Origin of the sequence: Desulfogranum marinum, from assembly GCF_016918565.1 — a bacterium.
Classification (GTDB): Bacteria; Desulfobacterota; Desulfobulbia; order Desulfobulbales; family Desulfobulbaceae; genus Desulfogranum; species Desulfogranum marinum.
Genome location: NZ_JAFFQD010000034.1, coordinates 33889 through 58135, shown reverse-complemented (window position 1 = coordinate 58135; position 24247 = coordinate 33889). Strand labels below are relative to the sequence as shown.

Genomic DNA, 24247 nt, shown 5'->3' with positions numbered 1-24247 from the left:
CTTCTTCCCCTCAAGAAACTCCCGCCCCCGCCGAAAATGTCACGCCTGTTTTACAACAAATTCAAGAGCAGTTGCCTAAGATCCTTGGTCCCATGGCTGATATTATTTTTGACGAGGTTGTCGAAAGTTGGAGGGAGCAGGGAAAATCTACGCTCAAAGACGTAAAAGTGCTGATCCAATTGCTCGAGGAGGAGATCGACAATACTGATCAAATTAGCCGATTCAGAGAAAGCATTGCTCAAGTCACTGCACAAATAAGCGGGAGGTAGAAGGCATGGCCACCGTAAAAGATTTTCTTGCCAGGATTAATACAATCGAGGGGGTTGGAGGCTGTTTACTCGTCAAAGATGATGGCCATATCCTTGCCCATCTTGTTGATGGCCCTGCTGACTATTCTTCTTTAATCGCTATTTGCAGCAAACAGGCTCTAGCCATCATGGAAACTTCAGGCTTTTCCTTTTTCCGTTCCCTTAGCTTTGCGCAGAGCAAGGGGCAAGGATTACACATATTCCCGCTCCAGCAATATTATCTCGGAGTCATCCAACAACCGGGTTACCCGGTTGAAAAAGTGATCAGCCAGGTAAACCACCTGCTCAGCCATGTTAAAGCTGGTAGCTCAAAAAAGTAAAATACCCTGAGTGCACTGTTCATTCGTTATCCCAGAAAAATTATAGCGGAGAAAGAAATGGAAGCGAAAGTAAAATTTGGAATATCGCAAAAGTTATCAATTATGCTTCTCATAGTGGCATTGGTCCCACTTATGGCTATCTGGTTCCTGAGTTATAAAAATATTACGAAACTTACCAATGACAAGGTCAATCTAGGGCTTTCAGCTATAAATGAACAGCTTGTTACCTATGTCGATGCCTGGATCGATATGAACGAAAGGATGCTCATCCAGAATGCGTCCCTTGCTTCGATGCAGTCCATGGAAGCTTATCAACAGACTTCGATTTTAAAATCAATTATCAAATATTACGATTGGTCGTATCTCACCTTTACCGTTGACATCAAAGGAGACAATGTCAGTCGCAGCGATGGTAAGCCATTAAAGTATTATGGTGACCGCGCATATTTTAAACAAGTTGCAGCAGGCCAACAGATAGGCAGACAAGTTTTGATCGGGAAGACATCGGGTAAGCCGGCAATGGTATTAGCAACAGGCATTTTTGATGCTGACAGTAATCTAAGAGGTGTCTTAGCCCAGGCTATGACCTTGGCAGAGCTCTCTGAAAAAATTGTTAACAATACAATAGGCGTGACAGGCTTTACGTTCCTGCTTGACGAACATGGTCAGGTCATCGCCCATCCTGATGCTGAAATGACCGAAGCAAGGGTAGACCTGAGCAAGCATCACGCCTTTACCGCTCTGCAAAACGGACAGGCCAAAACGATTTTTGAAAATTTGAATGGAGAGAAAATCGTTGCTGTTGCCCAGAAAACAGCGCAAGGATTCACGATGATAAGTCAACAGAGCTACGCTGAAGCCTATCAACTGATTAAAGCGGAAAACCAAAAAAATCTTATTTTATTCGCGATTACCCTGGCCATGATTATGGTGAGTGCATTACTCGTTTCAAAATGGCTGACCGGGCCAATCCGTAACTTGACTGATATCGCAGACAAATACAGCCAGGGACAACTCGACCTGGAAATAACCGGCCTAAAAAGAAGTGATGAGATTGGTCAACTCAGCCGAGCCATCGAACGTATGGGAACAAGTATTCGTCTGGCAATGAAACGGCTCCGGAAAAAGAAATGATTTTTCTTCACCACTAAACACGTTGTTTGGGCTTCGATTTCTCAAAGGCAAATCAGACAAAATAGACCGAAAGAGTATTGCCGACAAAATTTACTCCTCCCCCAAAAAGGGTATGTAGCTTTAAGCTACATACCCTTTTTCATTTGGCGGCACTGTGCGCCTATCTCTACAGTTTATTTTTTTTTTACAACCCTTTTTATTTGGATTGATCAGTCTGCTGGCAATGCACTTAAAAACAAAAAAAAAGGACTCACAGCAAACAAGCCGTAAGTCCTTGAATCTATTGGTAGCGGGGGCCGGATTTGAACCAGCGACCTTCGGGTTATGAGCCCGACGAGCTACCGAACTGCTCCACCCCGCGTTCCGTGCGAGGCACTATATCAGAGACTGAGATATTGTCAAGGGAAACAGTGAACAGGTCACGTTTTCTCTTTCCAAAAGGTACCCTGTACCGAATGGCGCTCATTTAAGCTGTTTTTATTCAACGTGCTTACAAAAAAAAAAGGACTCACAGCAATTATACTGTAAGTCCTTGAATCTGTTGGTAGCGGGGGCCGGATTTGAACCAGCGACCTTCGGGTTATGAGCCCGACGAGCTACCGAACTGCTCCACCCCGCGTTCCGTGCGAGGCACTATATCAGAGACTGAGATATTGTCAACAATATTTTTAGCATTACACCTCTTTTTGGGGTACCAAGGCTGAAATTTTTTCCATCAACTCGTCGGGAAAGGCAGTGAGCCTGCCTTCTGCATTGATGCAGGCAAGGCTTGTAAAGCCTCTTACAAGCAACTGTTCCCGCCCACCTTCCTCTGTGCGATAAATAGCATAGTGGAAACGGCATGAGACTCTTTTCACTTCGACCAGTGATGTTGCGATGGTCAACAAATCATCATAGCGGGCTGGTGCTTTAAAACGGATATAACTTTCGGTAATGGGCAGCACACACCCCATCTGTTCCACTTGGCTATACGGTATAGCCCATGCCCGCATCATCTCGGTGCGCCCTATCTCAAAATAACGGAGATAGTTGGCATTATACACCACGCCTGCGGCATCTGTATCACCGTAAATAACTCGGTAGTTCGTCCTGAAAATCGGTTCGTGGAGACTTGCTGAAAAAGATTTAGCCATTATCAACCACCCGCTCCATGAAACGGCTGAAAAATGCTGCGCCGGAAGCCAGCTTCAAGCCATTTTGCTCTACCGCAGCCAACACCTCTTTTTCGGTATAGGGTCGACCGGAAGGGTTTTCCAGGCCACGGCTATCATACATCAGCATGGGCACAGGCCAGTCTTCATGGGTCCGGCGATAAACAGGTGTATAATGATCCATGGTGACCACAACCCGAAATGGTTCTTCGCTTGCCTCAACTCCTTTGATGATGGGCGCTACAATCTGGTGGTCAAAGTCTTCGATGGCCTGCACCTTTTCAGCTGCCAACCCTTGATGGCCGGTCTCGTCAGGTGCCTCGACATGAACAACCACAAAATCTTTTTCAGCCAGTACCTGCAAGGCAGCCTCAGCCTTACCTTTATAATTCGTATCCAGATAGCCGGTTGCGCCTTCGACTTTTACCACTTCCAGACCACTGAGAACGCCAAGCCCCATCAACAGATCAACCGCTGAAATCATACCGCCATTCACCTTATAACGTGCGGGTATAGTCTCCATTGCCGGCCGCTTACCTTCCCCCCACAGCCAGAGAGAGTTGGCTGTTTTTTTCCCCTCTTTTGCTCGCTGCGCGTTGACAGGATGATTTGCCAGTACTTCAGCAGCCTGTTCCATCAATTTGAACAAAGCAGCATCATGTTTATAGAGATTATAATACGCAGTAACGTCTTGATCCATGTGATCATGGGGAGGGACTGTCTGGAGCGCACTTGGAATAGCGCCCTTATACACAACCAGGTGCCGGTAACTGATCCCGGGATACAGCCGTAAAACCTCAGTCCCGCAGGCTTCCTGTACCGCTTCTATCAGTTGCCGACTTTCCTCAGTGGAAATATGACCGGCACTGTAATCGATCATCGTCACCCGATCACCCAGCCACTCGACATTCACCAGATTACAGCGAAAAGCCAGCTCATCGGCCTCAATTTCTACGCCCATACTGGCTGCTTCAAGCGGCGCTCTGCCGGTATAATATTTCTCCGGCTCATAACCAAGCAGGGAAAGATTGGCAACATCGCTGCCCGGTGGATATCCGTCTGGAACGGTCTGCACAAGCAACAGTTCTCCTTCTTTGGCCAAACGATCCATGGCCGGGGTGGCAGCAGCCTCCATCGGCGTCTTATCGCCGAGCAAAGGGACAGGCACGTCGCCCATGCCGTCGCCGATCAGTAATATATATTTCATATCTTTTCCCCTGGCTCAGGTTACTCCTGTTCTTCTTCAAGAAGACGAATTTTCACAATCGGTGCCACAACAGCATCAAGCGCCTTAATTTCCTCCAACGCTGCCGCCACGGATGATTCTTTGGCTGTATGCGTCAACATGACCAACGGTACGGCACTGTTTTGCTCGCGTATCTTCTGCACCACCGATTCGATGCTGATATTATGCTGACCAAGGATGCCGGAAATAGCTGCCAACACTCCGGGCTCGTCCCGCACGGTAAAGCGGAAATAGTAGGGCCCGAACAGTTCGTTCATGGGTGTGATCCGGCGGTCCTGAATTTGATCCGGCATATATGCCAGCGGTGGGACTCTGCCCACTGAACCGGAGTTGATATTACGCGCAATGTCAACCACATCTGCAGCCACAGCACTGCCGGTTGGCACCTTCCCTGCTCCCAATCCATACAGCAGCACGTTGCCGACGGTATCACCGGTGAAATGAATGGCATTATAGGCCCCATTAATAGAGGCAAGCAGATGATTCTCCGGCACCATGGTTGGGTGTACTCTCGCCTCGACATGTTCGCCATGGTTACGACTGATCGCGAGCAGCTTGATCCGGCAGCCGAACTCACGGGCCAACTCAATGTCCAGCGGCTCTATCTGAGAAATCCCCTCAGTGGCGATTTCGTTATGGGTGATATTCATCCCATAGGCCATGCACATAAGAATCGCGAGTTTATGGGCCGTATCTATCCCTTCAACATCATAGGTGGGATCAGCTTCTGCAAAACCCTTTTCCTGGGCATCCTTAAGCACGACGTCAAAAGGCACGCCTTCGTCCGTCATCCTGGTTAAAATATAATTGGCGGTCCCATTCATGATACCCATGATGGACAAAATCCTGTTGGCAACCAGCCCTTCACGAAGCGACTTAATAACCGGTATGCCTCCACCAACGCTGGCTTCAAAACCGATTTCAACTCCATGTTCAGCAGCAGCACTAAAAATATCATGCCCTTCCTGGGACAAAAGGGCCTTGTTGGCGGTAACCACGTGTTTACCGGCCTTAATGGCTTCCATGACAAAAGTTTTAGCAGGTTCTATGCCCCCTATCAATTCCGCAACAATGTCAATATCAGGGTCATTGATTATCTCTTTGGCATCTTGGACCAAGGTAACATCACTAAAATGATCGGGCAGGACAGTCAAGGAGGTGTCAGCAACTTTGGTCAAGGAAATATCTATCCCCGTTCGTTTCATAATCCGTTCCTGCTGGCTATACAAAACCTCAGCAAGCCCGCTGCCTACCGTACCAAAACCAATTATTCCAACCTGAATTTTTTTCATGGTCAATCAACCTATATTGAGGGTATCTTGAATTGTTAGTAATTTCGTTCGAGATCAAGGCATGTGAAAAATTTTACCACAGGCATATATTTAATATTCCAAGGATAAAATTTTGAGCATAACGCTGAGGTCGGGCGAAATGGCAATTATTCAAGATAGCCTTGAGTTTAAGGGACATACAACCTCGCACGTTTTTTTAATCGCTTTACCATCGGTTGTCAAAAAATATAGCTTCTCTCTTTCTGGAATATAACTTCACTAAACATCAGTCTGGGATTCTATGTTGTTGAATTGGCGACAAGCCAAAGCTCACCTGACCAATCATTTTCATAGCCAAAGCTTTCGACTTGCTGTATACTCGGCGAGTTAATGAGAGACTATTCATTTTTTCCGCCTTGTTTTCTTATTAGAATTCAAGACGTTAGACACTTATTACCATTGAAAAATACTCAAAGGAGACCGGCATGAACATTCTTACTTTCGGCCCTAACGGCAGCGGTAAAGGTACCCAAGGTGCCATCGTAAAAGAGAAATATGGTATCGACCACATTGAATCCGGAGCAATTTTCCGTGAGCACATCAAAGGCGGCACTGAACTTGGTAAGAAAGCAAAAGAATATATTGACCGAGGCGATTTGGTACCGGACGACATTACCATCCCTATGGTTCTGGAAACCCTCAACAAATCTAAAGAAAATGGCTGGCTCCTTGACGGTTTTCCACGTTCTCTTGCACAAGCAGAGGCTCTTGACAAGGCACTGAAAGAAGCCGGCATGAAACTCGACTGTGTCGTTGAGATCGAATTGGACCGCGAAATTGCTAAAGAGCGCATCATGGGTCGTCGCCTGTGTGCCAACGACAATAACCATCCAAACCACATCGCTTTTGACGCCATCAAGCCGGTAGAAAAAGACGGCAAGCTGGTTTGCCGTGTTTGTGGCGGAGAATTGTCCACCCGCGCAGATGACCAGGATGAAGAAGCAATCAACAAGCGCCATAACATCTACTATGATGACAAAACAGGCACCATGGCCGCTGTTAACTACTTCAAAAACCTTGATGGTATCCCTGTGATCTCTGTTGATGGTTCCATGGCCATCAAAGAAGTATCTGATGCTATTATGAAAGACCTGCCGTAAGCAGCCTTATTTCATACATGACAAAAACGTTTCCGTACATAACTTGTACGGAAACGTTTTTTTATTTGACAGCTGCCCTTTTTTCAATCATTGATGGTGGTCATGAAAGCACTTATAGTTTCAAATCTTGTTCAATCCATCACAGCTAAAGAAGCCTTTGCACAAAGCTCCATTGACAAAATCATTGAGCTGACCGAGTGGACCCAAAACACGCTTGAATCCGGCGGGAAATTGCTGATTTTCGGCAATGGTGGCAGCGCAGCAGATGCACAGCACCTTGCCGCAGAGTTTGTCAATCGTTTCCTGATTAACCGCCGTCCACTCCCTGCCTTGGCACTCACCACCGACACCTCGGTTATCACCTCCATCGGCAATGATTTTTCCTTTGACGTTATTTTCGCAAAACAGGTTGAGGCCTTTGGCAAACCCGAAGACCTGGCCCTTGGGATATCTACCTCAGGAACATCTACCAATGTGGTCAAAGCAATGGAAGCAGCCGAAAAGATCGGCATGAAAACCGTTGCGCTCACGGGCGGAACCAAAAGACCCGGCGGAGATCTGGCTGAGATCTGTGACATGGTCTTGAATGTACCATCAGACGAGACCCCGCATATCCAGGAAGCCCATCTTTGGGTCGAGCATATGCTTTGCGAAATTGTTGAAATGAAAATGTTTGCCGACCAGTAGTAATAGTTTCCAGTTTCTTCCAGAAATTCACTCCTCCCACTGTAGACAATGTCTAGATATACTATCGACCCTCTGCAATTTGACAAACTGAATACCTACTCTGTCCATGACCGGCACTCCAAGGTCAGCGTTGACGACTTTGCCGGACCGGTTCACCCGGCAATGACAGTCAGCCAACTGATAAACTGTTTACCCACTCAACTCATGGGCATTGATTTCCCTGAGTTTATCAGCCGGACAGCACTGGCACATCAGCAACAGCACCCAATTATTCTTGGCATGGGAGCCCATGTAATCAAGGTTGGTCTTAATCCGATCCTTATCTCACTTATGGAACAGGGCATCATCTCCGCCATAGCGCTCAATGGAGCGGGAATTATCCATGATACGGAAATTGCCATGGTCGGACGCACCTCAGAGGAAGTTGCCGATGTACTCGGCGAAGGTGCATTTGGTGCTGCCAGAGAGACGGGAGAACATCTTAATACCGCCATCAACCAGGGAGCAGCACAAGGGATCGGGATAGGTGAAGCAGTCGGCAAAATGCTCTGTGAGCAAAACTTCCCCCACAATAAGCACAGCCTCCTTGCTGCAGCCTATAAGCTCAAGGTACCGGTAACAGTACACGTTGCCATGGGCACCGATATTATCCATATTCACCCCAGTGTTGACGGTGGCTCCATCGGCAGTGCAGGGCACCACGATTTCAGGCTATTTTGCAGCCTGATCAGTCATCTCCAGGGAGGAGTTTACCTCAATGTCGGCTCGGCAGTGCTGTTACCGGAGGTTTTTTTAAAAGCCCTTACCGTGGTCCGCAATCTAGGCCACCAGGTGACCCAATTCACCACTGCTAATTTTGATTTCATTCGTCATTACCGCCCTGCAACCAACGTTGTCCATCGTCCCAACCTGGAAGGCGGCAAGGGATTTAATTTCACCGGCCATCATGAGCTGATGCTGCCTCTGTTTGCTGCGGCCTTACTCGATGAAATTGACAAATCTCAGTAGAGCCTGTATATGGCTCCTGTGACATACACCTGATAATAACTCAACACCGGAAGATACTTCATGCGTCCCCTGTTACGTATAGGAACTCGAGCCAGCCTGCTGGCAGTCACCCAATCTACCTGGGTCAAAAATCAGATTGAAAACCAATACCCTGACACGAAGGTTGAACTCGTTCGAATCACTACCAAGGGTGATAAGATCCTAGATGTTCCTCTGGCCAAGGTCGGCGGCAAAGGACTTTTTGTCAAAGAGATAGAAGACGCTCTCCTGGCCGACGAAGTCGACATTGCTGTACATTCCATGAAGGACGTCCCCACCGAACTGCCCGCAGATTTGCATGTCGCGATAATTCCTGAAAGAGAAACTGCAGCCGATGCCTTTGTTTCCGTCCACTACAAAAGCATTGAAGGCCTTCCCCAAGGGGCAAAAATTGGGACATCCAGCCTACGCAGAAAATCACAGCTAGCCGCAATGCGTCCTGATTTATGCATACTTGACCTGCGAGGCAACCTTGACACCCGGTTAAAAAAAATGGAGCAAGGAGAGTACGATGCCATCATTCTTGCCGGTGCAGGACTCAACAGACTGGGCATGCAAAAACGTATAGCAGCCCTCTTTACTCCTACCCAAATGCTGCCTGCAATTGGTCAGGGGTCACTGGGCTTGGAGCTGCGCAAAGATGATACAGAGCTCCTCCAGGGATTGCAATTTCTTCACCACGATCATACCGCAACCACAGTCTCTGCGGAAAGAGCCTTTCTCATCCGACTCGATGGCGGCTGCCAGGTTCCTATCGGTGCCCATGCAACCCTTGAGGGCGACAAGGTATGCCTCACAGGGCTTGTGGCAAGTGTTGACGGTACCACCATTTTAAAAGACTCCATCGAAGGACCTGCCGTAGAAGCGGCTCAACTCGGCACTCAACTGGCAGAGATCCTGCTCGACCGAGGCGGAAAGGCTATTTTAGATGAAGTGTACAGCGCCCAAGATTGATTGTTCCTTTGGGTCAGCCTTACTCATGATATACTATTCAACGGTACAGTAACCAGTGACCACACAAAAAACAGACCAGAAAAAACCTGCCGGCAAAGTTTATCTGATTGGAGCCGGCCCCGGCGATCCAGGACTTATTACTCTTCGCGGAAAATACCTGCTCGAACGAGCCGAGGTTGTTGTCTACGATTACCTGGCCAATAAAAAACTGCTCAACTATGTGCCTAAAACCGCCAAATTCATTTATGCCGGAAAAAAAGGTGGCGGCCTGCATGCCTACACCCAGGAAGGTATCAACCAGCTCCTGGTGGACCATGCAAAAGCTGGCAATATAGTTGTCCGCTTAAAAGGTGGCGACCCTTTTATATTTGGACGTGGCGGCGAGGAAATAGAAGAAATTGTTGCCGAAGGGATTGATTTTGAAGTGGTCCCAGGTGTCACTTCCGCTACAGCTGCTGCCACCTACGCCGGCATTCCCATTACCCATCGAGACTATACAGCATCTGTTGCCTTTGTTACCGGGCACGAAGACCCCACCAAAAAATATTCCAATATTCAGTGGGACAAACTCGCCACAGGGGCGGGAACCATTGTTATCTATATGGGAATAAAAACCCTGCCGCTTATTACCAAAAAACTGATCGACTACGGTAGATCTCCCGACACTCCGGTTGCAGTTGTTCGCTGGGCGTCCACCCCGCAGCAACGATCGGTGGAAGGAACCCTTGCCACTATTACGGAAGTCGTGCAGAAAGCAGATATTAAGCCCCCTGCCCTGGTTATAGTCGGTGAGGTAGTCAAGCTGCGCAAGACCATTGATTGGTACGAAAAAAGGCCTCTTTTTGACAAGCGAGTCGTTGTCACCAGAACCAGGGAACAGGCCAGTGAACTGGTTGCCAAGCTTGAGGAACACGGAGCTGATTGCCTTGAATACTCAACCATCCACATAGAGCCGGTCAGCGACTACACACCTCTGGATCAAGCCTTTGCCGATATCAAACAATATCAGTGGATACTTTTTACCAGTCTTAACGCGGTAACGTATTTTTTCAAACGACTGTACCAAAGTGGGCTCGATAGCCGCAGCCTTGCCGGTCCAAAGATTGCGGCAGTTGGGAAAGCAACGGCAGAGGAGCTGCTCAAATACGGGCTGCGGGCAGATCTTATCCCGCAACGATTTACAGGTGAAGGCCTGGCAGAGGCCCTGCTGGAATCAAAGGTCGGCGCAGGATCTAAAATACTTCTTCCGCGCGCCCTGCGTGCAAGTGAAGTTTTACCAGAGACACTGGTCGACGCCGGAGCCGATGTCGACGTGGTGCCGGTGTATCAAAACGTACCGCCGCAAGGCAGAAAAGAAGAACTCCGCGACCAGCTGATTGAAGGCGATATCGACCTACTGACCTTTACCAGTTCCTCGACGGTAACCAACTTTCTCTCCATGGTTGACGCCAAGGACAATGACGAGCTACAGCAGCTGTTGAACAAGGTAACCATCGCCGCCATCGGTCCGATTACGGCAAAAACCGTCACAGAAAGCGGCTTGCAAGTAGATATACAACCCGAGAGTTATACCATTAACGACATGGTAAACACCATTGTTGACCACTACAAGAATAGCCCTGCCAAAGACAAGGAGTAGAAGAGCTTTTCCGTTTAATTGTCGTATTCAACTGGACCCGGTCAAAAAGGGAGTGCCCCTGACAGATGATGACTGTGGTCCAGGAGAAAACGATGAGCATGGAATACGCTGCAGCGTCTGCAGCTCCATCATCACCACTTCCAAGCACACTGCTGTTATTAACAACAGCCACGAACACACCTTTTTCAATCCTGCCGGCATCGTGTTTGAACTTCGCTGTTTCCATGAAGCAGTGGGGGTATATCCGGAAGGAAAACCATCAAATGCATTTAGCTGGTTTGCCGGATATAGGTGGCAGATGGTACTCTGCAGGAATTGCCATCGACATATGGGGTGGAGGTTCAGCGGCAATGGCCTGTTTTTTGGTCTTATAAAAAACAATTTACGGCAAGACTGAACTGCTATCCAACCTCACGAAAGACCTGTAGCCGTTGCTTTATGCAGTCTATGCCTCGCAGCTCAAACTGATCCATCGCCTGCTGATAAGGCTGCAGATTAGCCAGCATTCCATTTATTTTTCCGCCTAGCTTTTGCGGTGTCAATTCGTTCCAGGGAAGATAGTCTATCAATTGCTGATGCTGGAAGGCCTGCGCTCTTATAAGCTGTTCTTTGCGTGGCGTCTCACGAGGGATGATGAGAGAGGGCGTTTTCTGACTCAGAATTTCGCACATGGTGTTATATCCTCCCATGGAAATCACCAGATCTGCGGCACCGATCATCTCCTCCATTCTCGGATAAAAAGGGAGCAGCTTTATCTGCAGTTTTCGACCACGCTTTGCTAACTTGCGCCTCATGCTCAGTGGCATAAAAGGACCGGAGATAAGTATACTCTTCCCTTGGCGAAAGATGCCCTCTTCCTGCATTGTCAAAAAACAATCCATAACATCGTAGCCGTCTCCGCCACCGCCGGTGGTTACCACGATCATCTGTTCATTTTTGCCGACACAGAATTTTTTACGGGTCTTGACTTTTGCTTTTTCCCCTGCCACTCTGCGGGGGAGATAACCGGTAAAAACAATTTTCTCTTTTACAGAATCCGGAATAGCATATTCTTTAACTGCATCATAAATTGATTTTCGCCCGTAGATCCAGATTTCCGAATACAGTTGATCGAGAAGACGATACACATCTTTATTCACCCAATCAGCCCTGACGGTTTCGCGATCATCCATTATATCGCGCAGTCCCAGAACAGTTTTTGTATGCGGACAGTAACGCTGAATCCACTCCAAAGTAGGGAGTACCTCTTTTTTTAACCCCAAAGGCTCTTTATCAACTAAAAATAAATTTGGGCGAAAGGTTTTCGCAGTGGTAAGAATAATGGACCGACGAATATTTAATGCATGTTCCGGATCTATCCGAATGGAAAGCGATTGGTATTCATCATTTGTTTTCTTTATCATCCCGGGAATACGCACGAAATCGACGTTTTCGGGAAACGAAAATCGCCCGGCAATGGGCGACCCGGTCAGGATCAGGACATTAACGGTTGACTCTCTCAGGTGCCCGGCAATAGCCATGGTACGCCTGATGTGACCCAGACCGTACGTGTCATGGGAATAAATAAGGATATTGTAGGAGTTGGATGTTCCCATCACGGCTCTTTTGTCAATGGTGGTTATTCCACCTGATTGGCCATACACCTCTATACCGATAACAAGGCAATACGAGGGTGTTCATTTCATAATCGTTTAACTCACATTTTACATGAACATTTTGTCGTTTTTTGAAAATATGAATAATTTCATATTCATACTATCAAAACCAATCAAATATAAAATTGACAAAATACTCACCGAATGTCAGTCCATACAGCACCATCTTCTTCATTATTCCGGCATTATAAAGTTGAAACCAGGCACCGCCTGAGCTGATGAGAATTCCGGGCTAGCCTAACGTGTACCAGCTGTTCGGGCAACAAAAATCGATGTCATCAAATATGTCATTTTTCTCTCAATAAAAAATCAATTCCAGTATATTATGCGTCAATATATTGTGTATGCCTTGAGGCTTTCAACCTTCCTGCGCAAAGGAAAAAATCATGATCAACCGTATACCCTTACTCCTGCTGTCTATTCTTTTACCTGTTTTTCTGTCCATTAGCTGCGTTGCCAAAGGACCTACCGGTCACTGGCAACAGAACCAGGAGGCGCAAAAACTTTTTACGTCGGCCACAGTCCTTCGAAATCACACTTATTATTATACCGGCCAAAAAGCTCGTCCCGATGCCATCATTGCCATTGACAATGCCTATAGATTGCAGTCCAACCTTTGGATTCAAATAGATGTTACCCCAAAACTCATCAAAGAATGGCTGGCTTGGTACAAAAGTGAATTCAGTGTGTACTGTCCCTATCGGGGTGGGTATATAGTCACTCCTGATCAACAAATTGCAGGAATATGGTATTCAAAAGAAACAGTTAACACTATTTACTCCCCAGAACCAGGGGTTATCGAGGTGTACCTCCCCTACTCTGCTTCCGGTTCCATGTGTGATCGACGGCGACGCCTTGATGATCTTTGAGCAAGGAGCAATGCAGACCGGCAAGCAACAGCCCGAATTTCTCAGTGAGCATTTTATCATTTTAAAAAGATATGCTCACCCAAAGTCAGTCCATGCGACACCATCTTGTTCAGTATTACTACCAAAAACTTTGAATCCGGCACCACCTCAACTGATGAGGAATTCGGGCCGGCAGGTTTTCCACTACCTATATTTTGAATATTCCCACAAAGAGTTGCCCTTAAAGGCCTGACAGCAGTGCCTTATCACTGAAATTCTTGCAAGATACCTCTTTCTTCAATCTATAAATCAGGTATACTGACCGCTATATTTGACGGAGGCCTCAAGCAGTAACCAGTAATCCGCCAAAGCCGTTTAAGGAGTACTGAAAAACCGCCTCCTTGAGCAGTGTCACAGAGGCAATGGTCCGCCCTTCTTCCCCTTGGGGGAAAGCTGAAAAGGAAACAACCAGGCCGGCTAGATCACTGTTTATATATTTAAAAATATTTCTTTTATAAAAAAGCAGCAATAGGAGTTCTACAGTGTCCACACACAATTCCTTTCACCTCATCCCTGCCACTCCCATTCCAATACAAGCCTTACGCCTTTCATTTGCAGCCTTACTGGTGGTGATGGTATTCATAAGCTATTCCACTGCTTATGCAGAAAATCCTCCCCCTAAAGGGAGCAAGGTGCTTTTCATGCCGTTTTCCGTCAATGTTCCAGGCTCCTACGCTTATCTTGAAAACGGCCTGAGTTCGGTACTCTCAAGCAGACTGGCCACCCGCGCAAAGATACAGCCCATTGCAGGAAAAAGTACCGGCAAACAACTGGCTACCTTCCTGGAGGGCGGTCAATACAATGCTTTTGGTAAATTACTTGCCAAAACAGATGCCGATTATCTCATATTCGGTTCTCTGGACCGTCAGGATAGTCTTTTTACTCTCACCAGCTATGTTTTTCAAAAATCACCAGGCCGGGGGCCGGTCAAGTTTGAAGAACCTCTTGCCAGTATAAACCAGGCCATGGATGCTGTAGACAACATGTCGTGGAAAATCAGCGGTCAAATATTCGGCCATCCCCAACCGACAAAAGCTAAGGAGTCGCCTGCTGCAGATGGTGTAGCAGCTTTCCATACAGCCCACCCGGACCGTACCTACCGAGAAGGTTTACTGCACAGCACAATGGCAGGACTCGGGATCGGTGGCCGATTCGAGCTGGTTAGCTCTCATCGCAGCGGGCGAATCCATGAGGATGTGAAGGATATAAACGCAGTGGATATTGATGGTGACGGCGTTACCGAGATTCTGCTGTTAACAGATTCTCAACTTCAACTGTACCGGTTTGAAAAAAATACCTTTCATACCATAGGCAACATCCCACTGGATAACCATTTGCGCTTACATTCGGTTACCTTTGCCGACATGGACAACAACGGGATACAAGAACTGTACATCAGCGGCAATAGCGGCAACAGGCCTTCTTCTGCCATTATTACCTGGCAGGAAAAAAAGGCAAAGGTAATACAACGTAATATCCCCTACTATTTACGTGCGGTTTCGCAACCAGGCCAGCCCCCTATCCTCTACGGCCAAGTTGGCACGCCCACCTTGCCAAGCAACGGTGCAATATACGAATTGCAAAGAGACAGCCAAGGGGCTTTTACCCGAGTGAAAAAAATCGTCCTCCCAAAAGGCGTTCAGGTATACGATTTTACGGTAGCCGATATAACTGGGGACAAAAGCAAAGAAACAATACTGATTACGCCTGGCAATCGGTTACAAGTGCTTAATGAAGCGGGCAGTGTGATGTGGACAAGTAGCGAACAGTTCGGTGCAGGACGCAATTTTTTCGGCACCCTCTCAAGCAACGAAGAACGTTCCATAACCGTACCGACCTACATCAAATCAAGGCTTGTTATCACCGATCTGGACGATGATGGTATTAACGACGTCCTGGTCGGCCGCAACCAGGCAGAGCATGTCCGTTTTATGCCGAGGCTCAGGTATTTTGACGGTGGTACCATAATGGCGCTTACATGGAAAACCAACATGCTCACCCCATTGCTGGAGACCCAAAAACGACCTGATTACATAATTAATTATCAGGTGATGGGTGCTGCCAAGCAACTACAGGGGCAACAGGATTTTTTCCTTGTTTTCAGCGAAGCAGAAACAAGCTACCCCTTCGCATTCTGGCAGACCAATTCTGCAACCATTAACGGCTATCGCCTGCGATTAAAAGTTGACAGCGACAATCAGCAGCAACCCGCCGACGGATAAATACAAAAATAACAATGAAGGGCAACTTGAATGAGCAGCAATTGAGTTCGAGCTCAGGTAAGCCATTCCCAGGGGGGTGCGATCAATTTCACCACCGGCAGTTATTTGGTATCGAAGTCTATCACATAGCCCCGAGGATAAAATTTTGAACATAACAACGCAAGCACAAGACTCCGGGAGATCTGGCTAAATGGTAACCATCCAAAACAGCCTACTCTCCAAGGTCTAAACAACTGTTTATTAGTCATTATCGCTACCCGCCAACAGGAAAAGTAAAAAAAATTAAACTTTAAGTAAAAAAAACTTGACTCTCCTCAGACAACGTTATACTTTGACAGTGAATCATGACGGAAATTTAGTTTTTTCCTCTTCTAGAGGAAGAGGCGTTAAACAAGACCTTTTAATGAGGAGATCAAGATGAAAAAAGTACTCGCAACAGGCGCAGCACTGCTTATGGCTGGTAGCATTGCTACTGCGGCTGAAATGGACGACCAGTCCGGCGTAAAAATTACCGGTAATGCTCGTGCCCGTGTAATCTACAAAGATTCCTATGATTTCGGCAACAGCGACCCCGAACAAAAGGCCACCACCACCATGGATTCCCGTGTACGTTTTGAAGTACGCGGCACCGCAGCCGGCGGCGCATACATTCACGGTCGTATCCGCCTGGCAGAAGAAAAATTTAATGGTGCTACTGACAGTTCTTTGGATAGCAATATCTATGTAGATAAAGCGTACATCGGTATTCCTTTCAACGACGCCTTCACCCTTGAAGGTGGTAAGTATCGTGTAAGCTATGGTAACGGTTTCATGTACGACGATATCGGACTGGCTGGTTTCCGTGGTATCTATGCTGCTGACGGTATCCGGGTAATTCCTTTCGTCGAGATGCAGTCTGAAGGACAGTCCTCAAGCATTGAAAACGACGTATTAGAAGACAACGATTCCTATCGTTTTGGTGCTGCTTTAGCCGTCACCAGCATTGAAAACTGGACAATGGGTGCTATCGCTGCTTACGACACCGACGATCGTGTTGAAAACGTTGACGGTGTAGCTACCGGTAACGGTAATGCTGATGGTTTCTGGGGCTCTGTATTTGCTAAGGGTACCATTGCTGAAGTATTCGGTCTTGAAGGTGAATTTGCCTACGCAGAAAACGGTGTGGCCCTTGATTATGTTCAAGGCGCTGGCACTGACGACGGATATGGTGGTTATGTTCGCGGTAGCTGGAATATGGACGCTCTGACCCTCGCTCTTGACCTTGGTTTCACCAAAGATGGCTTTGCACCTGACCCATTCTACGGATTCGTAATGATCGGTGGTGAAGAACCTATTAATGCTGTTGCAATCGGAGCAAATGGCGCGGACTATGTATGGGCTGGCCTGCGAGTTGGTTATGCTGTAACTGAAGCCTTAAGCCTCACCGGTAACTTGGTATGGGCTGATGCTGACAGCAACGATGACGCTCCTATCGAGCAGACAAATCGCGTTTATGACCTCCTCGAGATTTCTGGTGTCCTGAAGTATGCTGTATCTAAAGGTTGTACCTTTTCTTGGTACGCTGGTTACCTCCAGCCTGACTACGATGGTCGTCTTGATGCAGCTGGTATAGAAGATGACGGTGCTTTCGGTACCTATGCTAAATTTGATGTAAACTTCTAATCTGATTAGATTAACATCATATAGCAGTTGTTATTAAAAAAAGGCGAGCCCTGTTAAAGGGTTCGCCTTTTTTCTTTGTCCCAGTAAAAAAAAAAGCCCCACCAAAAAACAGCTTGCGCTGTTATCAGGCAGGTAGAGTCACCACCGCCCTTGTTCCTCCATTTGCCCTGGCCTGTATTGTTAATGAACCATGATGGTCTTCAACAATCCGCTGCACAAGCATCAGCCCCATACTGGTACCAACGGTTTGGGTTGTAAAAGCAGCTGACTCAGTCCTCTGCTCAAAGCCGAACCCACCAGCCCCAACGCCAGTATCAGTTAGTATAATTTGCACCTCGCCTTCCCCCTCTACTACCTCTACAGTGAGCTCACCTCCGTCCGGCATTGATTCGATACTGTTGCGGATAAGGTGTACCAATACTTTCTGGATCAGTTGCTGATCAATACAAAGCACAGGCTCTCTATCTGGAAATATAAGTTTGTGGGTAATAGCATGTTCATGTAAACCAGGGTAATGAAGGAGCATGGATTTGTTAATAACTGAAAAAAGCGGCACAGACGCAAAAGAAGGCTGCGATGTTTCCACAAAACTAAAGAGATCCTCAAGGATAGCTTCAATTTTTTCAGCCTCACTGGTCATCATATTGAGAAACTGCAGCCACTGACTGTCTTCTGTTTTTCTTGCAAGTAAGCGGGCTGTACCACCAATGGAAGTAATAGGGTTACGTATGTTATGGGCTAACTCCGCAGCTACATGACCAACCGCTGAGTATCTTTCGGTTTCGATCAACAGGTCTTTATTTTTCTCCAGTTCACGGGTCATTGCCTCAAGCTCTTTAATCTTCCGGTCCATTTCCATGTACAGATGACAGTGCTCAATGGCCAGACTGGCTTGACTTGCAAAACTCTCCAGCGCCTGAACACGTTCAGAGGTAATGGGTTTTTTGGAAATATAATGATCTGCGATAATGACGCCCAAGGAACGATTGGATGAAAATAGCGGGACCACGACAAAAGAATCTTCCTGCAGCAGACCTATTAATTCCACAGGGACCTGGAACTCACATTTTCCGTCGACAACGCTGATGGATTGTCTTGTTCGCACCGCCCGAACAAATAGGTGGTCTTCTTCTTTTACGTCAACACAAATAGCCTTAACAATCCGATTTACTTCTGTATCGCTTGCAAGCACGTTACTGCGGGATAGCAAATCCTGGAAATCCAGGTCAAGCTGCTCAAGATTGTGCCAGATGCGGCCGCCGTCCTCCATGCTGCCGGGCCCTATGGCCATCTGTCCTTGGAGCTGAGTACCTTCATCATTAAACAAGGCTAAAAACGCCCGATTAAACTGCAACCCTTCTTCAGCGGTAATACCGACTAAAATTGCCTGCAGAATTTCATCGAGTTCCACCAGGCTCAGGAAAGCTGTATTCATCTTAATCGCAAGTTCATGGGCAAGCTGGAGACGAAAACGTGCCTGCTCCAATTGTTGCTGATATAATCTGTTATTTATCTGGAGACGGCGTTTCTCAAGGACTTTTTGTATTGTGGTCAACAAGTCTGTAAAATGAACGGGCTTGGCAAGATAATCATCAGCTCCAAGGCGTATACAGGAAAGGGCGGTTTGCAAATCGCTGACCGCCGTCAACATCACAATAGAGAGATCCTGGTATTGTTCTCTTAGCTCCGGCAGCAAGCCCATTCCATCGGCATCAGGAAGCCCGATATCCAATAAAACCAAAGCAACATTATGCTCGCGAAGTGCCTGAAAAAGGCCGGCTGCAGAATTTGCAGTAATGGTGGGGAATTGCTCATTAACCAAAAACTCCTGCAACAAGCCGACAATGTCCGGGAAGTCGTCAACGATAAGTATAACTTCATCCCGCTGCAGCAGTTCATCACTTTGCGGCGCCCCTAGACGAGGCAAGTTTTGCGATTTCTTCATTGGAAATGTGCTTTATTTGTAACCAGTTACAGGTGCCTCGTTTTTGAACAGGCGCAATTTTTGGCAGGTAAGCGAAGACACTGCCAGCCTATCAATGCGGGAGATCGTGACCGCCGAAAAAGGTAAGCGACCAACGGAAGACTTCATGGGCTGCCTGTGAGTAGCAACCTTTATTCAATAATTTGCAGAAATAGTCGCGTACCCCTTGGTTCTACTCATGAAAATATGGTGTGTCAAGGATCGTGATTGCATTCTCACATTGCCTCATCAAGGGTCCCATGGTATGCAGAGACAGCTTATCCGATTTTTTCATGAGCATCTTGTCATTCTTTGCCTGATATGAATCAGTTCATATTTATATTGTTAAAACCTATCACATGGAAAATGTATAAAATATACTCACCAAAGATCAATCCATGCGGCACCAGTACCTTTCGTGTTTCGGCAGGAAAAGGTGACTGGAGACTTGGATAGGAGTCTGCGCTTACCCGGAGTCTGCGCTTACCTATTTACTACCAAAAACTTTCACCCCGGCACCGCATGAACCGAGGAAAGATCCCGGCTAACTGATACGTATCACTCTACTATGCATACACAACCTATTCACGCTACCAAGCAGCCCCAATCCACTGTCAGTGACGATGAACTGCAAATCGTTATCGCAGATTTTTTGGAAATGGGACATGTTGATAATATTATTGCTCTGTTCAAGCAGGAGCCACGCTGTCATACGTGGAGCGGAACGTTACTTACTAACCAGCGTTTTGCCGTCCGGCTTGGTCTTGCAGTGCTCTATGAGCACCTGGTTGTTGAATGCCCCCAAGACGTCCATTTAGCGATTCCCTCTCTTGCAGAGGCTCTCAACAACGAAAAGGAATGGGTTCGGGGGGAAGCAGTTAATCTGCTCGGTATAATCGGCTCAGACCAGGCAATAGCACTTGTCCGATCCATGACCGATGACCCCTCCTTCCAGGTCGTTGAAATAGTTACAGACATAATTGACACAATAAACACAACACCACATGGATGACTACTACGGCAGTAAGGGCCTATTGTCTCGACATATGCCGGGATTTGAGCCTCGAGTTGGCCAAGCCGATATGGCAGCAGCGGTTTATGATCTCCTTACAAGCAACGATGACTTGCCTTTTGGCGAACAAGATCAGGCGCAATGCCTGGCCATTGAGGCAGAAACAGGACTGGGTAAAACCCTGGCCTACCTTATACCGGCAGTTGTAAGCGGTCGCAAGGTGGTCGTTTCCACCAATACCCGCAATCTTCAGGACCAGATTATTAAAAGGGAAATACCCTTTATTCAGCAACATATAGCCCCTGAACTGCAGGCCATGTGCGTTAAAGGTCGGCAAAACTACCTTTGCCTGTACCGATGGCACCAACTTAACACCGAAAAACAATCTTCCTTGCTGGATGGGGAAGAAAAACAAACAATCCATGAATGGGTTGAGGACACCATGTATGGTGACCGTTCAGAACTCTCTTGGCTTCCTTCGAACTCGCCGCTGTGGCAGAAAGTTTGCTGCCTCTCCCATTTTTGTCTTGGCAGTGACTGCCCGGAAAGCAGCCGCTGTTTCCTTAGCAGACTTCGCCGGGACGCAGCTGCAAGTCAGTTGCTTATCGTTAACCACCACCTCTTATTTTCTGATTTAGCTATCCGCAAAACAGGGTATGGAGAGGTTCTTCCTCGCTACGAAGCTGTTATCTTTGACGAAGCGCATCACATCGAAAATGTGGCTTCCACTTTTTTTGGGTACTCTTTTTCTAAATACCAAATAACCGATTTAGTCGGTGATATTGAGCGTAGCGCGTCCACTGCATTAGCCGATGCAAACAAAAAACTCACCCTCGCCCAGACCACTTCCCTTACGGCAGCGATTGAATCGTTGAACCTGCAGCTACCAATGGAAAGGGGCAGGTTTCCTTTGGACCAGGTACTGCAGCATAATTCCACCCTTGAAAATATAGTGCAAAGCATCCTTAACGCACTTGAAAAGCTGGGTGCCAACCTGGACAATATACGAGGAGGCGACGAACCATGGGAGCAGTATGCTAATCGTTGCCATGAACTGGCAGCCAGGCTCACTCTGATTACTGCCGACTCACTTGACGACGGCCCGGCTGATGAACTCCGTTATACCTACTGGTTTGAAAGAACGGAAAGAAACATTGCCCTTTTTGCCACTCCCATTGATGTTTCCCAGGAATTACAGTCTACCCTTTACGCATCTGTCTCAGCCTGTGTGTTCACCTCTGCAACGCTGACCACCGGCGGTGATTTTCACTTTTTTTGCAAACGGCTTGGGCTACCGGAACAGACAAAAACGCTCTCGTTCCCGTCACCCTTTGATTATCTCAACAGAACGTTGCTCTATATTCCGAAAAATAACTTTCCAGAGCCTGCTTCACCCGCTTACACGGCAAAAGTACAGGAACAGATAAAACAACTCATTGAAAGTGCTCAGGGAAGGGCGCTTGTCTTGTTCACTTCTTTTAAAGCGATGGAAACGGCCTTTTACAGTCTCAAAGGACACATCCCATATCCGATGCTTATCCAGGGGGAAGCACCTCGGCATGCATTGCTGAATCAATTCAGCAGGGATATCCGGTCCGTACTTTTTGCTGTTTCCAGTTTTTGGGAAGGGGTAGACATCCCTGGAGAATCCTTGAGTTTAGTGATCATAGATAAGTTGCCGTTTGAAGTACCCAGTGACCCTGTTCTTATGGCCAGGATTAACCGCATCAAGGCAAATGGTGGCAATCCTTTTTTCGAATTCCAAGTCCCCAGGGCCATTCTCGGTTTGCGCCAGGGAGTTGGTCGACTGATGAGAGCCACCAATGACAGAGGGGTGATTGCTATTTTGGACATACGACTTTTTACTAAAGGATATGGCCGCCGCTTTCTAAAAAGCCTGCCGCCGAGTCCGCTTACCAGAGAATACCAGCAGGTTGCTGATTTTTTTCGTGACGACAATGATGCCCACTGAACAAGTTTATATTGAAAACCTCAAGAAACATGCGGCTGCAGCCAACATCAGGGTGGAGTCTGCCATACAGGCTGACCTTTCCCATGTTTTGAGCAAATGCGATCCCCTACTGCAAGAGATAGTCAAGTATGCCGTATTTAGCGGCGGTAAACGGATACGACCGTTATTGGCCATCCTCTGTTCAAGACTGTGCGGACGAGACGATGACGATCTCTACAGGCTGGCTGCGGCCTTTGAGTACCTGCATGTAGCCAGCCTCATCCATGATGACATCATTGATCATGCCCAACAGCGCCGAGGCAAGGCATCCCTGGTTGCCGAATACGGTTTTTCCTCCGCTATCCTGGCTGGTGACTGGCTCCTTTCTAGGAGTATGCGCCTGGTTGGTAAATTGGGCGGCCAAATCGGTTTGACCGTTTTTTGCCAAGCAACCGAAGGCATGGTGGACGGAGAATTTCTTCAGCTTCGCTGTGTGGCCAATCCGGAGGCAACGGAAAAAGACTATTTCCGAATCATTCAATGTAAAACCGGTAACCTCATTTCCTCTACCTGCGAAATAGGAGCACTCTATGGCGGAGCCAGTGATGATGAAAGAAAGGCTCTCTCTCTGTTCGGCGATAAAATAGGCACTGCTTTTCAAGTAGTTGACGACTTGCTCGACTATCAAGGAAAGGCCCGGGAAACAGGAAAAGCAGTGGGAAACGATTTTGTTGAAGGGAAAATCACCCTCCCTTTTATTCGAGCTTATGCCCAGGCCGATGCCCCACATCGAGCATTGCTGCGACAACTGATTACAGGTGATAGGCATTCGCCCCAGGCCTATCAGCAGACACATAAACTGATTGCGTCCCATGACGGCTTCGCTTCTGCAGAAAAAACGGCAAAAGCTCTGATAGAAGACGCAGAACAGTCGCTCCAACTTTTTCACCAGCACCCCGACCAGGAAAGCCTGACCGTACTCCAGGCGCTTGGTCAGTACATACTGCAAAGAAAAAAATAATCGTCCACAATGCTTTTTCTCACTTCCTTACAACGGTTTTTTGCCTGCTTTACCCTCTTGGCTATTCTTCTTCTTTTGAGCAATTGCGGTAATCAACAAAAAAAAGACCAGGTAGCCACCGAGGCTGCACCCAGTTCCCAACTGCCGCACGTGCAGGAGGTTGCTCCTAATGCGTTGCTCATCGTCTTTGAAGAACCTGACCCGCCTCCTCACACGGAGCAACAAGCATCCGTTAGTGTAACAGCCGCAAAGAGCAAACACGTCGTACTTCAAAAAAAGCGTCCCCAGGTTGCAATCATCATCGATGATATGGGCCATCACCAGATATTGGGGGAGCGCCTGTTAGCCCTTGAGCTAAACCTGACCTACTCCTTTCTTCCCTTAGCACCATTTACTGCCACGCATGCGCAAATCGCCCACGAGAAAGGGAGTGATATTCTTGTTCATATCCCCATGGAGCCCAAGGATCCACAATGGAACCCTGGAGAAGGAGCACTGTATCTGAAAGATGACAAGGTCCTTTTACGGACCAAAACCGAGCAATTGATTGGCGTTGTTCCCCATGCCATTGGTGCCAACAACCACATGGGGTCCCTGTTTTCTGAAAACAGGGAGGCCATGCAAACAGTACTCTTAACACTGCAAAAAAAGGGCTTCTTTTATATCGACTCCTTTACCACGGCACAATCAAAAGGACTGGACGAAGCTCAACGTCTCAACATCCCAACTAACCGGCGTCATGTCTTTCTCGATAACGACCATGATCCCAAAAAAATCTGCAAGCAGATTAAAAAACTGATTCAACTGGCTCAAAAAAACGGTTCGGCCATTGGTATTGGCCACCCCAACAAAGCCACTCTCGCCGCACTGACCCAATGTAACAGGGAGCTGCTTGCGACAGTTGACATCGTGGGCGCCCACAATCTGGTACAATAA

General features: G+C 47.4%; 22 protein-coding genes and 2 tRNA genes. 16 read left to right on the top strand and 8 right to left on the bottom strand.

Going from position 1 to position 24247, the window contains the following annotated elements:
* The 3 genes from JWH17_RS17155 to JWH17_RS17145 form a co-directional block, all read left to right on the top strand.
* The coding region (locus JWH17_RS17155; protein ID WP_205223884.1) for a DUF8082 domain-containing protein at positions 1-269 on the top strand (269 nt) is incomplete at its 5' end.
* Positions 270-274: 5 nt separating this feature from the next.
* Entirely contained in the window at positions 275-628 is a 354-nt protein-coding gene (locus tag JWH17_RS17150) for a roadblock/LC7 domain-containing protein (RefSeq protein WP_205223883.1), read from the top strand.
* 57 nt (positions 629-685) lie between these two features.
* Positions 686-1762, top strand: a complete 1077-nt coding sequence (locus tag JWH17_RS17145) for a cache domain-containing protein (protein ID WP_205223882.1) — start codon at positions 686-688, stop codon at positions 1760-1762.
* Positions 1763-2046: 284 nt separating this feature from the next.
* On the opposite strand, the gene JWH17_RS17140 is transcribed toward JWH17_RS17145, so the two are convergent.
* The 5 genes from JWH17_RS17140 to JWH17_RS17120 all read right to left on the bottom strand — a co-directional run bounded on the left by JWH17_RS17140 (position 2047) and on the right by JWH17_RS17120 (position 5451).
* Positions 2047-2123 (bottom strand) — tRNA-Met (locus JWH17_RS17140).
* Positions 2124-2304: 181 nt separating this feature from the next.
* Positions 2305-2381, bottom strand: a tRNA-Met gene (locus tag JWH17_RS17135).
* 55 nt (positions 2382-2436) lie between these two features.
* Positions 2437-2895: an acyl-CoA thioesterase gene (locus JWH17_RS17130; protein ID WP_205223881.1), complete on the bottom strand. Its 459-nt coding sequence runs from the start codon at positions 2893-2895 to the stop codon at positions 2437-2439.
* Positions 2888-4120 (bottom strand): cofactor-independent phosphoglycerate mutase, encoded by a 1233-nt coding sequence (locus tag JWH17_RS17125; RefSeq protein WP_205223880.1) that lies wholly within the window; start codon positions 4118-4120, stop codon positions 2888-2890. The genes JWH17_RS17130 and JWH17_RS17125 overlap by 8 nt, the downstream gene beginning before the upstream one ends.
* A 20-nt stretch (positions 4121-4140) precedes the next feature.
* Complete coding sequence (locus JWH17_RS17120; RefSeq protein ID WP_205223879.1) at positions 4141-5451, bottom strand: homoserine dehydrogenase; 1311 nt, start codon at positions 5449-5451, stop codon at positions 4141-4143.
* A gap of 464 nt (positions 5452-5915) precedes the next feature.
* On the opposite strand from JWH17_RS17120, the gene JWH17_RS17115 reads away from it, so the two are divergent.
* The 6 genes from JWH17_RS17115 (at position 5916) to JWH17_RS17090 (ending at position 11291) form a co-directional block, all read left to right on the top strand.
* Positions 5916-6590 (top strand): adenylate kinase, encoded by a 675-nt coding sequence (locus JWH17_RS17115; RefSeq protein WP_205223878.1) that lies wholly within the window; start codon positions 5916-5918, stop codon positions 6588-6590.
* A gap of 102 nt (positions 6591-6692) precedes the next feature.
* Entirely contained in the window at positions 6693-7277 is a 585-nt protein-coding gene (locus JWH17_RS17110) for a D-sedoheptulose-7-phosphate isomerase (protein WP_205223877.1), read from the top strand.
* A 48-nt stretch (positions 7278-7325) separates the two neighbouring features.
* On the top strand, positions 7326-8285 hold the full coding sequence (locus JWH17_RS17105) for a GSU2086 family protein (RefSeq protein WP_205223876.1): 960 nt from the start codon (positions 7326-7328) through the stop codon (positions 8283-8285).
* A 60-nt stretch (positions 8286-8345) separates the two neighbouring features.
* Entirely contained in the window at positions 8346-9278 is a 933-nt protein-coding gene (hemC, locus tag JWH17_RS17100; protein ID WP_205223875.1) for a hydroxymethylbilane synthase, read from the top strand.
* A 55-nt stretch (positions 9279-9333) separates the two neighbouring features.
* Entirely contained in the window at positions 9334-10917 is a 1584-nt protein-coding gene (cobA, locus tag JWH17_RS17095) for a uroporphyrinogen-III C-methyltransferase (RefSeq protein WP_205223874.1), read from the top strand.
* Positions 10918-11009: 92 nt separating this feature from the next.
* Positions 11010-11291 carry a hypothetical protein gene (locus tag JWH17_RS17090; RefSeq protein WP_205223873.1) on the top strand — a complete coding sequence of 94 codons (282 nt, stop codon included), beginning with the start codon at positions 11010-11012 and terminating at the stop codon, positions 11289-11291.
* 27 nt (positions 11292-11318) lie between these two features.
* Here JWH17_RS17090 and JWH17_RS17085 read toward each other — a convergent pair whose 3' ends face one another.
* Positions 11319-12512 carry a glycosyltransferase family protein gene (locus JWH17_RS17085; RefSeq protein ID WP_205223872.1) on the bottom strand — a complete coding sequence of 398 codons (1194 nt, stop codon included), beginning with the start codon at positions 12510-12512 and terminating at the stop codon, positions 11319-11321.
* 446 nt (positions 12513-12958) lie between these two features.
* Here JWH17_RS17085 and JWH17_RS17080 point away from each other — a divergent pair, with 446 nt between their 5' ends.
* Positions 12959-13441: a hypothetical protein gene (locus JWH17_RS17080; RefSeq protein WP_205223871.1), complete on the top strand. Its 483-nt coding sequence runs from the start codon at positions 12959-12961 to the stop codon at positions 13439-13441.
* Positions 13442-13763: 322 nt separating this feature from the next.
* Here the strand turns inward: JWH17_RS17080 and JWH17_RS17075 are convergent, their stop codons facing one another.
* On the bottom strand, positions 13764-13970 hold the full coding sequence (locus JWH17_RS17075; protein ID WP_205223870.1) for a hypothetical protein: 207 nt from the start codon (positions 13968-13970) through the stop codon (positions 13764-13766).
* Between JWH17_RS17075 and JWH17_RS24420 the strand changes: the two genes are divergently transcribed.
* Positions 13963-15702, top strand: a complete 1740-nt coding sequence (locus JWH17_RS24420) for an FG-GAP repeat domain-containing protein (RefSeq protein WP_205223869.1) — start codon at positions 13963-13965, stop codon at positions 15700-15702. The two genes, JWH17_RS17075 and JWH17_RS24420, sit on opposite strands and share 8 nt — an antisense overlap.
* A 417-nt stretch (positions 15703-16119) precedes the next feature.
* Positions 16120-17364 (top strand): hypothetical protein, encoded by a 1245-nt coding sequence (locus JWH17_RS17065; RefSeq protein ID WP_205223868.1) that lies wholly within the window; start codon positions 16120-16122, stop codon positions 17362-17364.
* A gap of 124 nt (positions 17365-17488) precedes the next feature.
* Here JWH17_RS17065 and JWH17_RS17060 read toward each other — a convergent pair whose 3' ends face one another.
* Entirely contained in the window at positions 17489-19309 is a 1821-nt protein-coding gene (locus tag JWH17_RS17060) for a response regulator (protein WP_205223867.1), read from the bottom strand.
* 586 nt (positions 19310-19895) lie between these two features.
* Between JWH17_RS17060 and JWH17_RS17055 the strand changes: the two genes are divergently transcribed.
* The 4 genes from JWH17_RS17055 to JWH17_RS17040 are packed head-to-tail and all read left to right on the top strand — an operon-like array spanning position 19896 to position 24247.
* The gene (locus JWH17_RS17055) at positions 19896-20339 is read left to right on the top strand and encodes a HEAT repeat domain-containing protein (RefSeq protein ID WP_205223866.1); all 444 of its coding nucleotides are present in this window, start codon (positions 19896-19898) and stop codon (positions 20337-20339) included.
* A complete protein-coding gene (gene yoaA, locus JWH17_RS17050; RefSeq protein WP_205223865.1) occupies positions 20332-22311 on the top strand; it encodes a DNA repair helicase YoaA in 1980 nt (659 codons plus the stop codon). Before JWH17_RS17055 ends, yoaA begins: the two co-directional genes overlap by 8 nt.
* Positions 22298-23311, top strand: a complete 1014-nt coding sequence (locus tag JWH17_RS17045; protein ID WP_205223864.1) for a polyprenyl synthetase family protein — start codon at positions 22298-22300, stop codon at positions 23309-23311. Before yoaA ends, JWH17_RS17045 begins: the two co-directional genes overlap by 14 nt.
* A 9-nt stretch (positions 23312-23320) precedes the next feature.
* Positions 23321-24247 (top strand): divergent polysaccharide deacetylase family protein, encoded by a 927-nt coding sequence (locus JWH17_RS17040; protein ID WP_205223863.1) that lies wholly within the window; start codon positions 23321-23323, stop codon positions 24245-24247.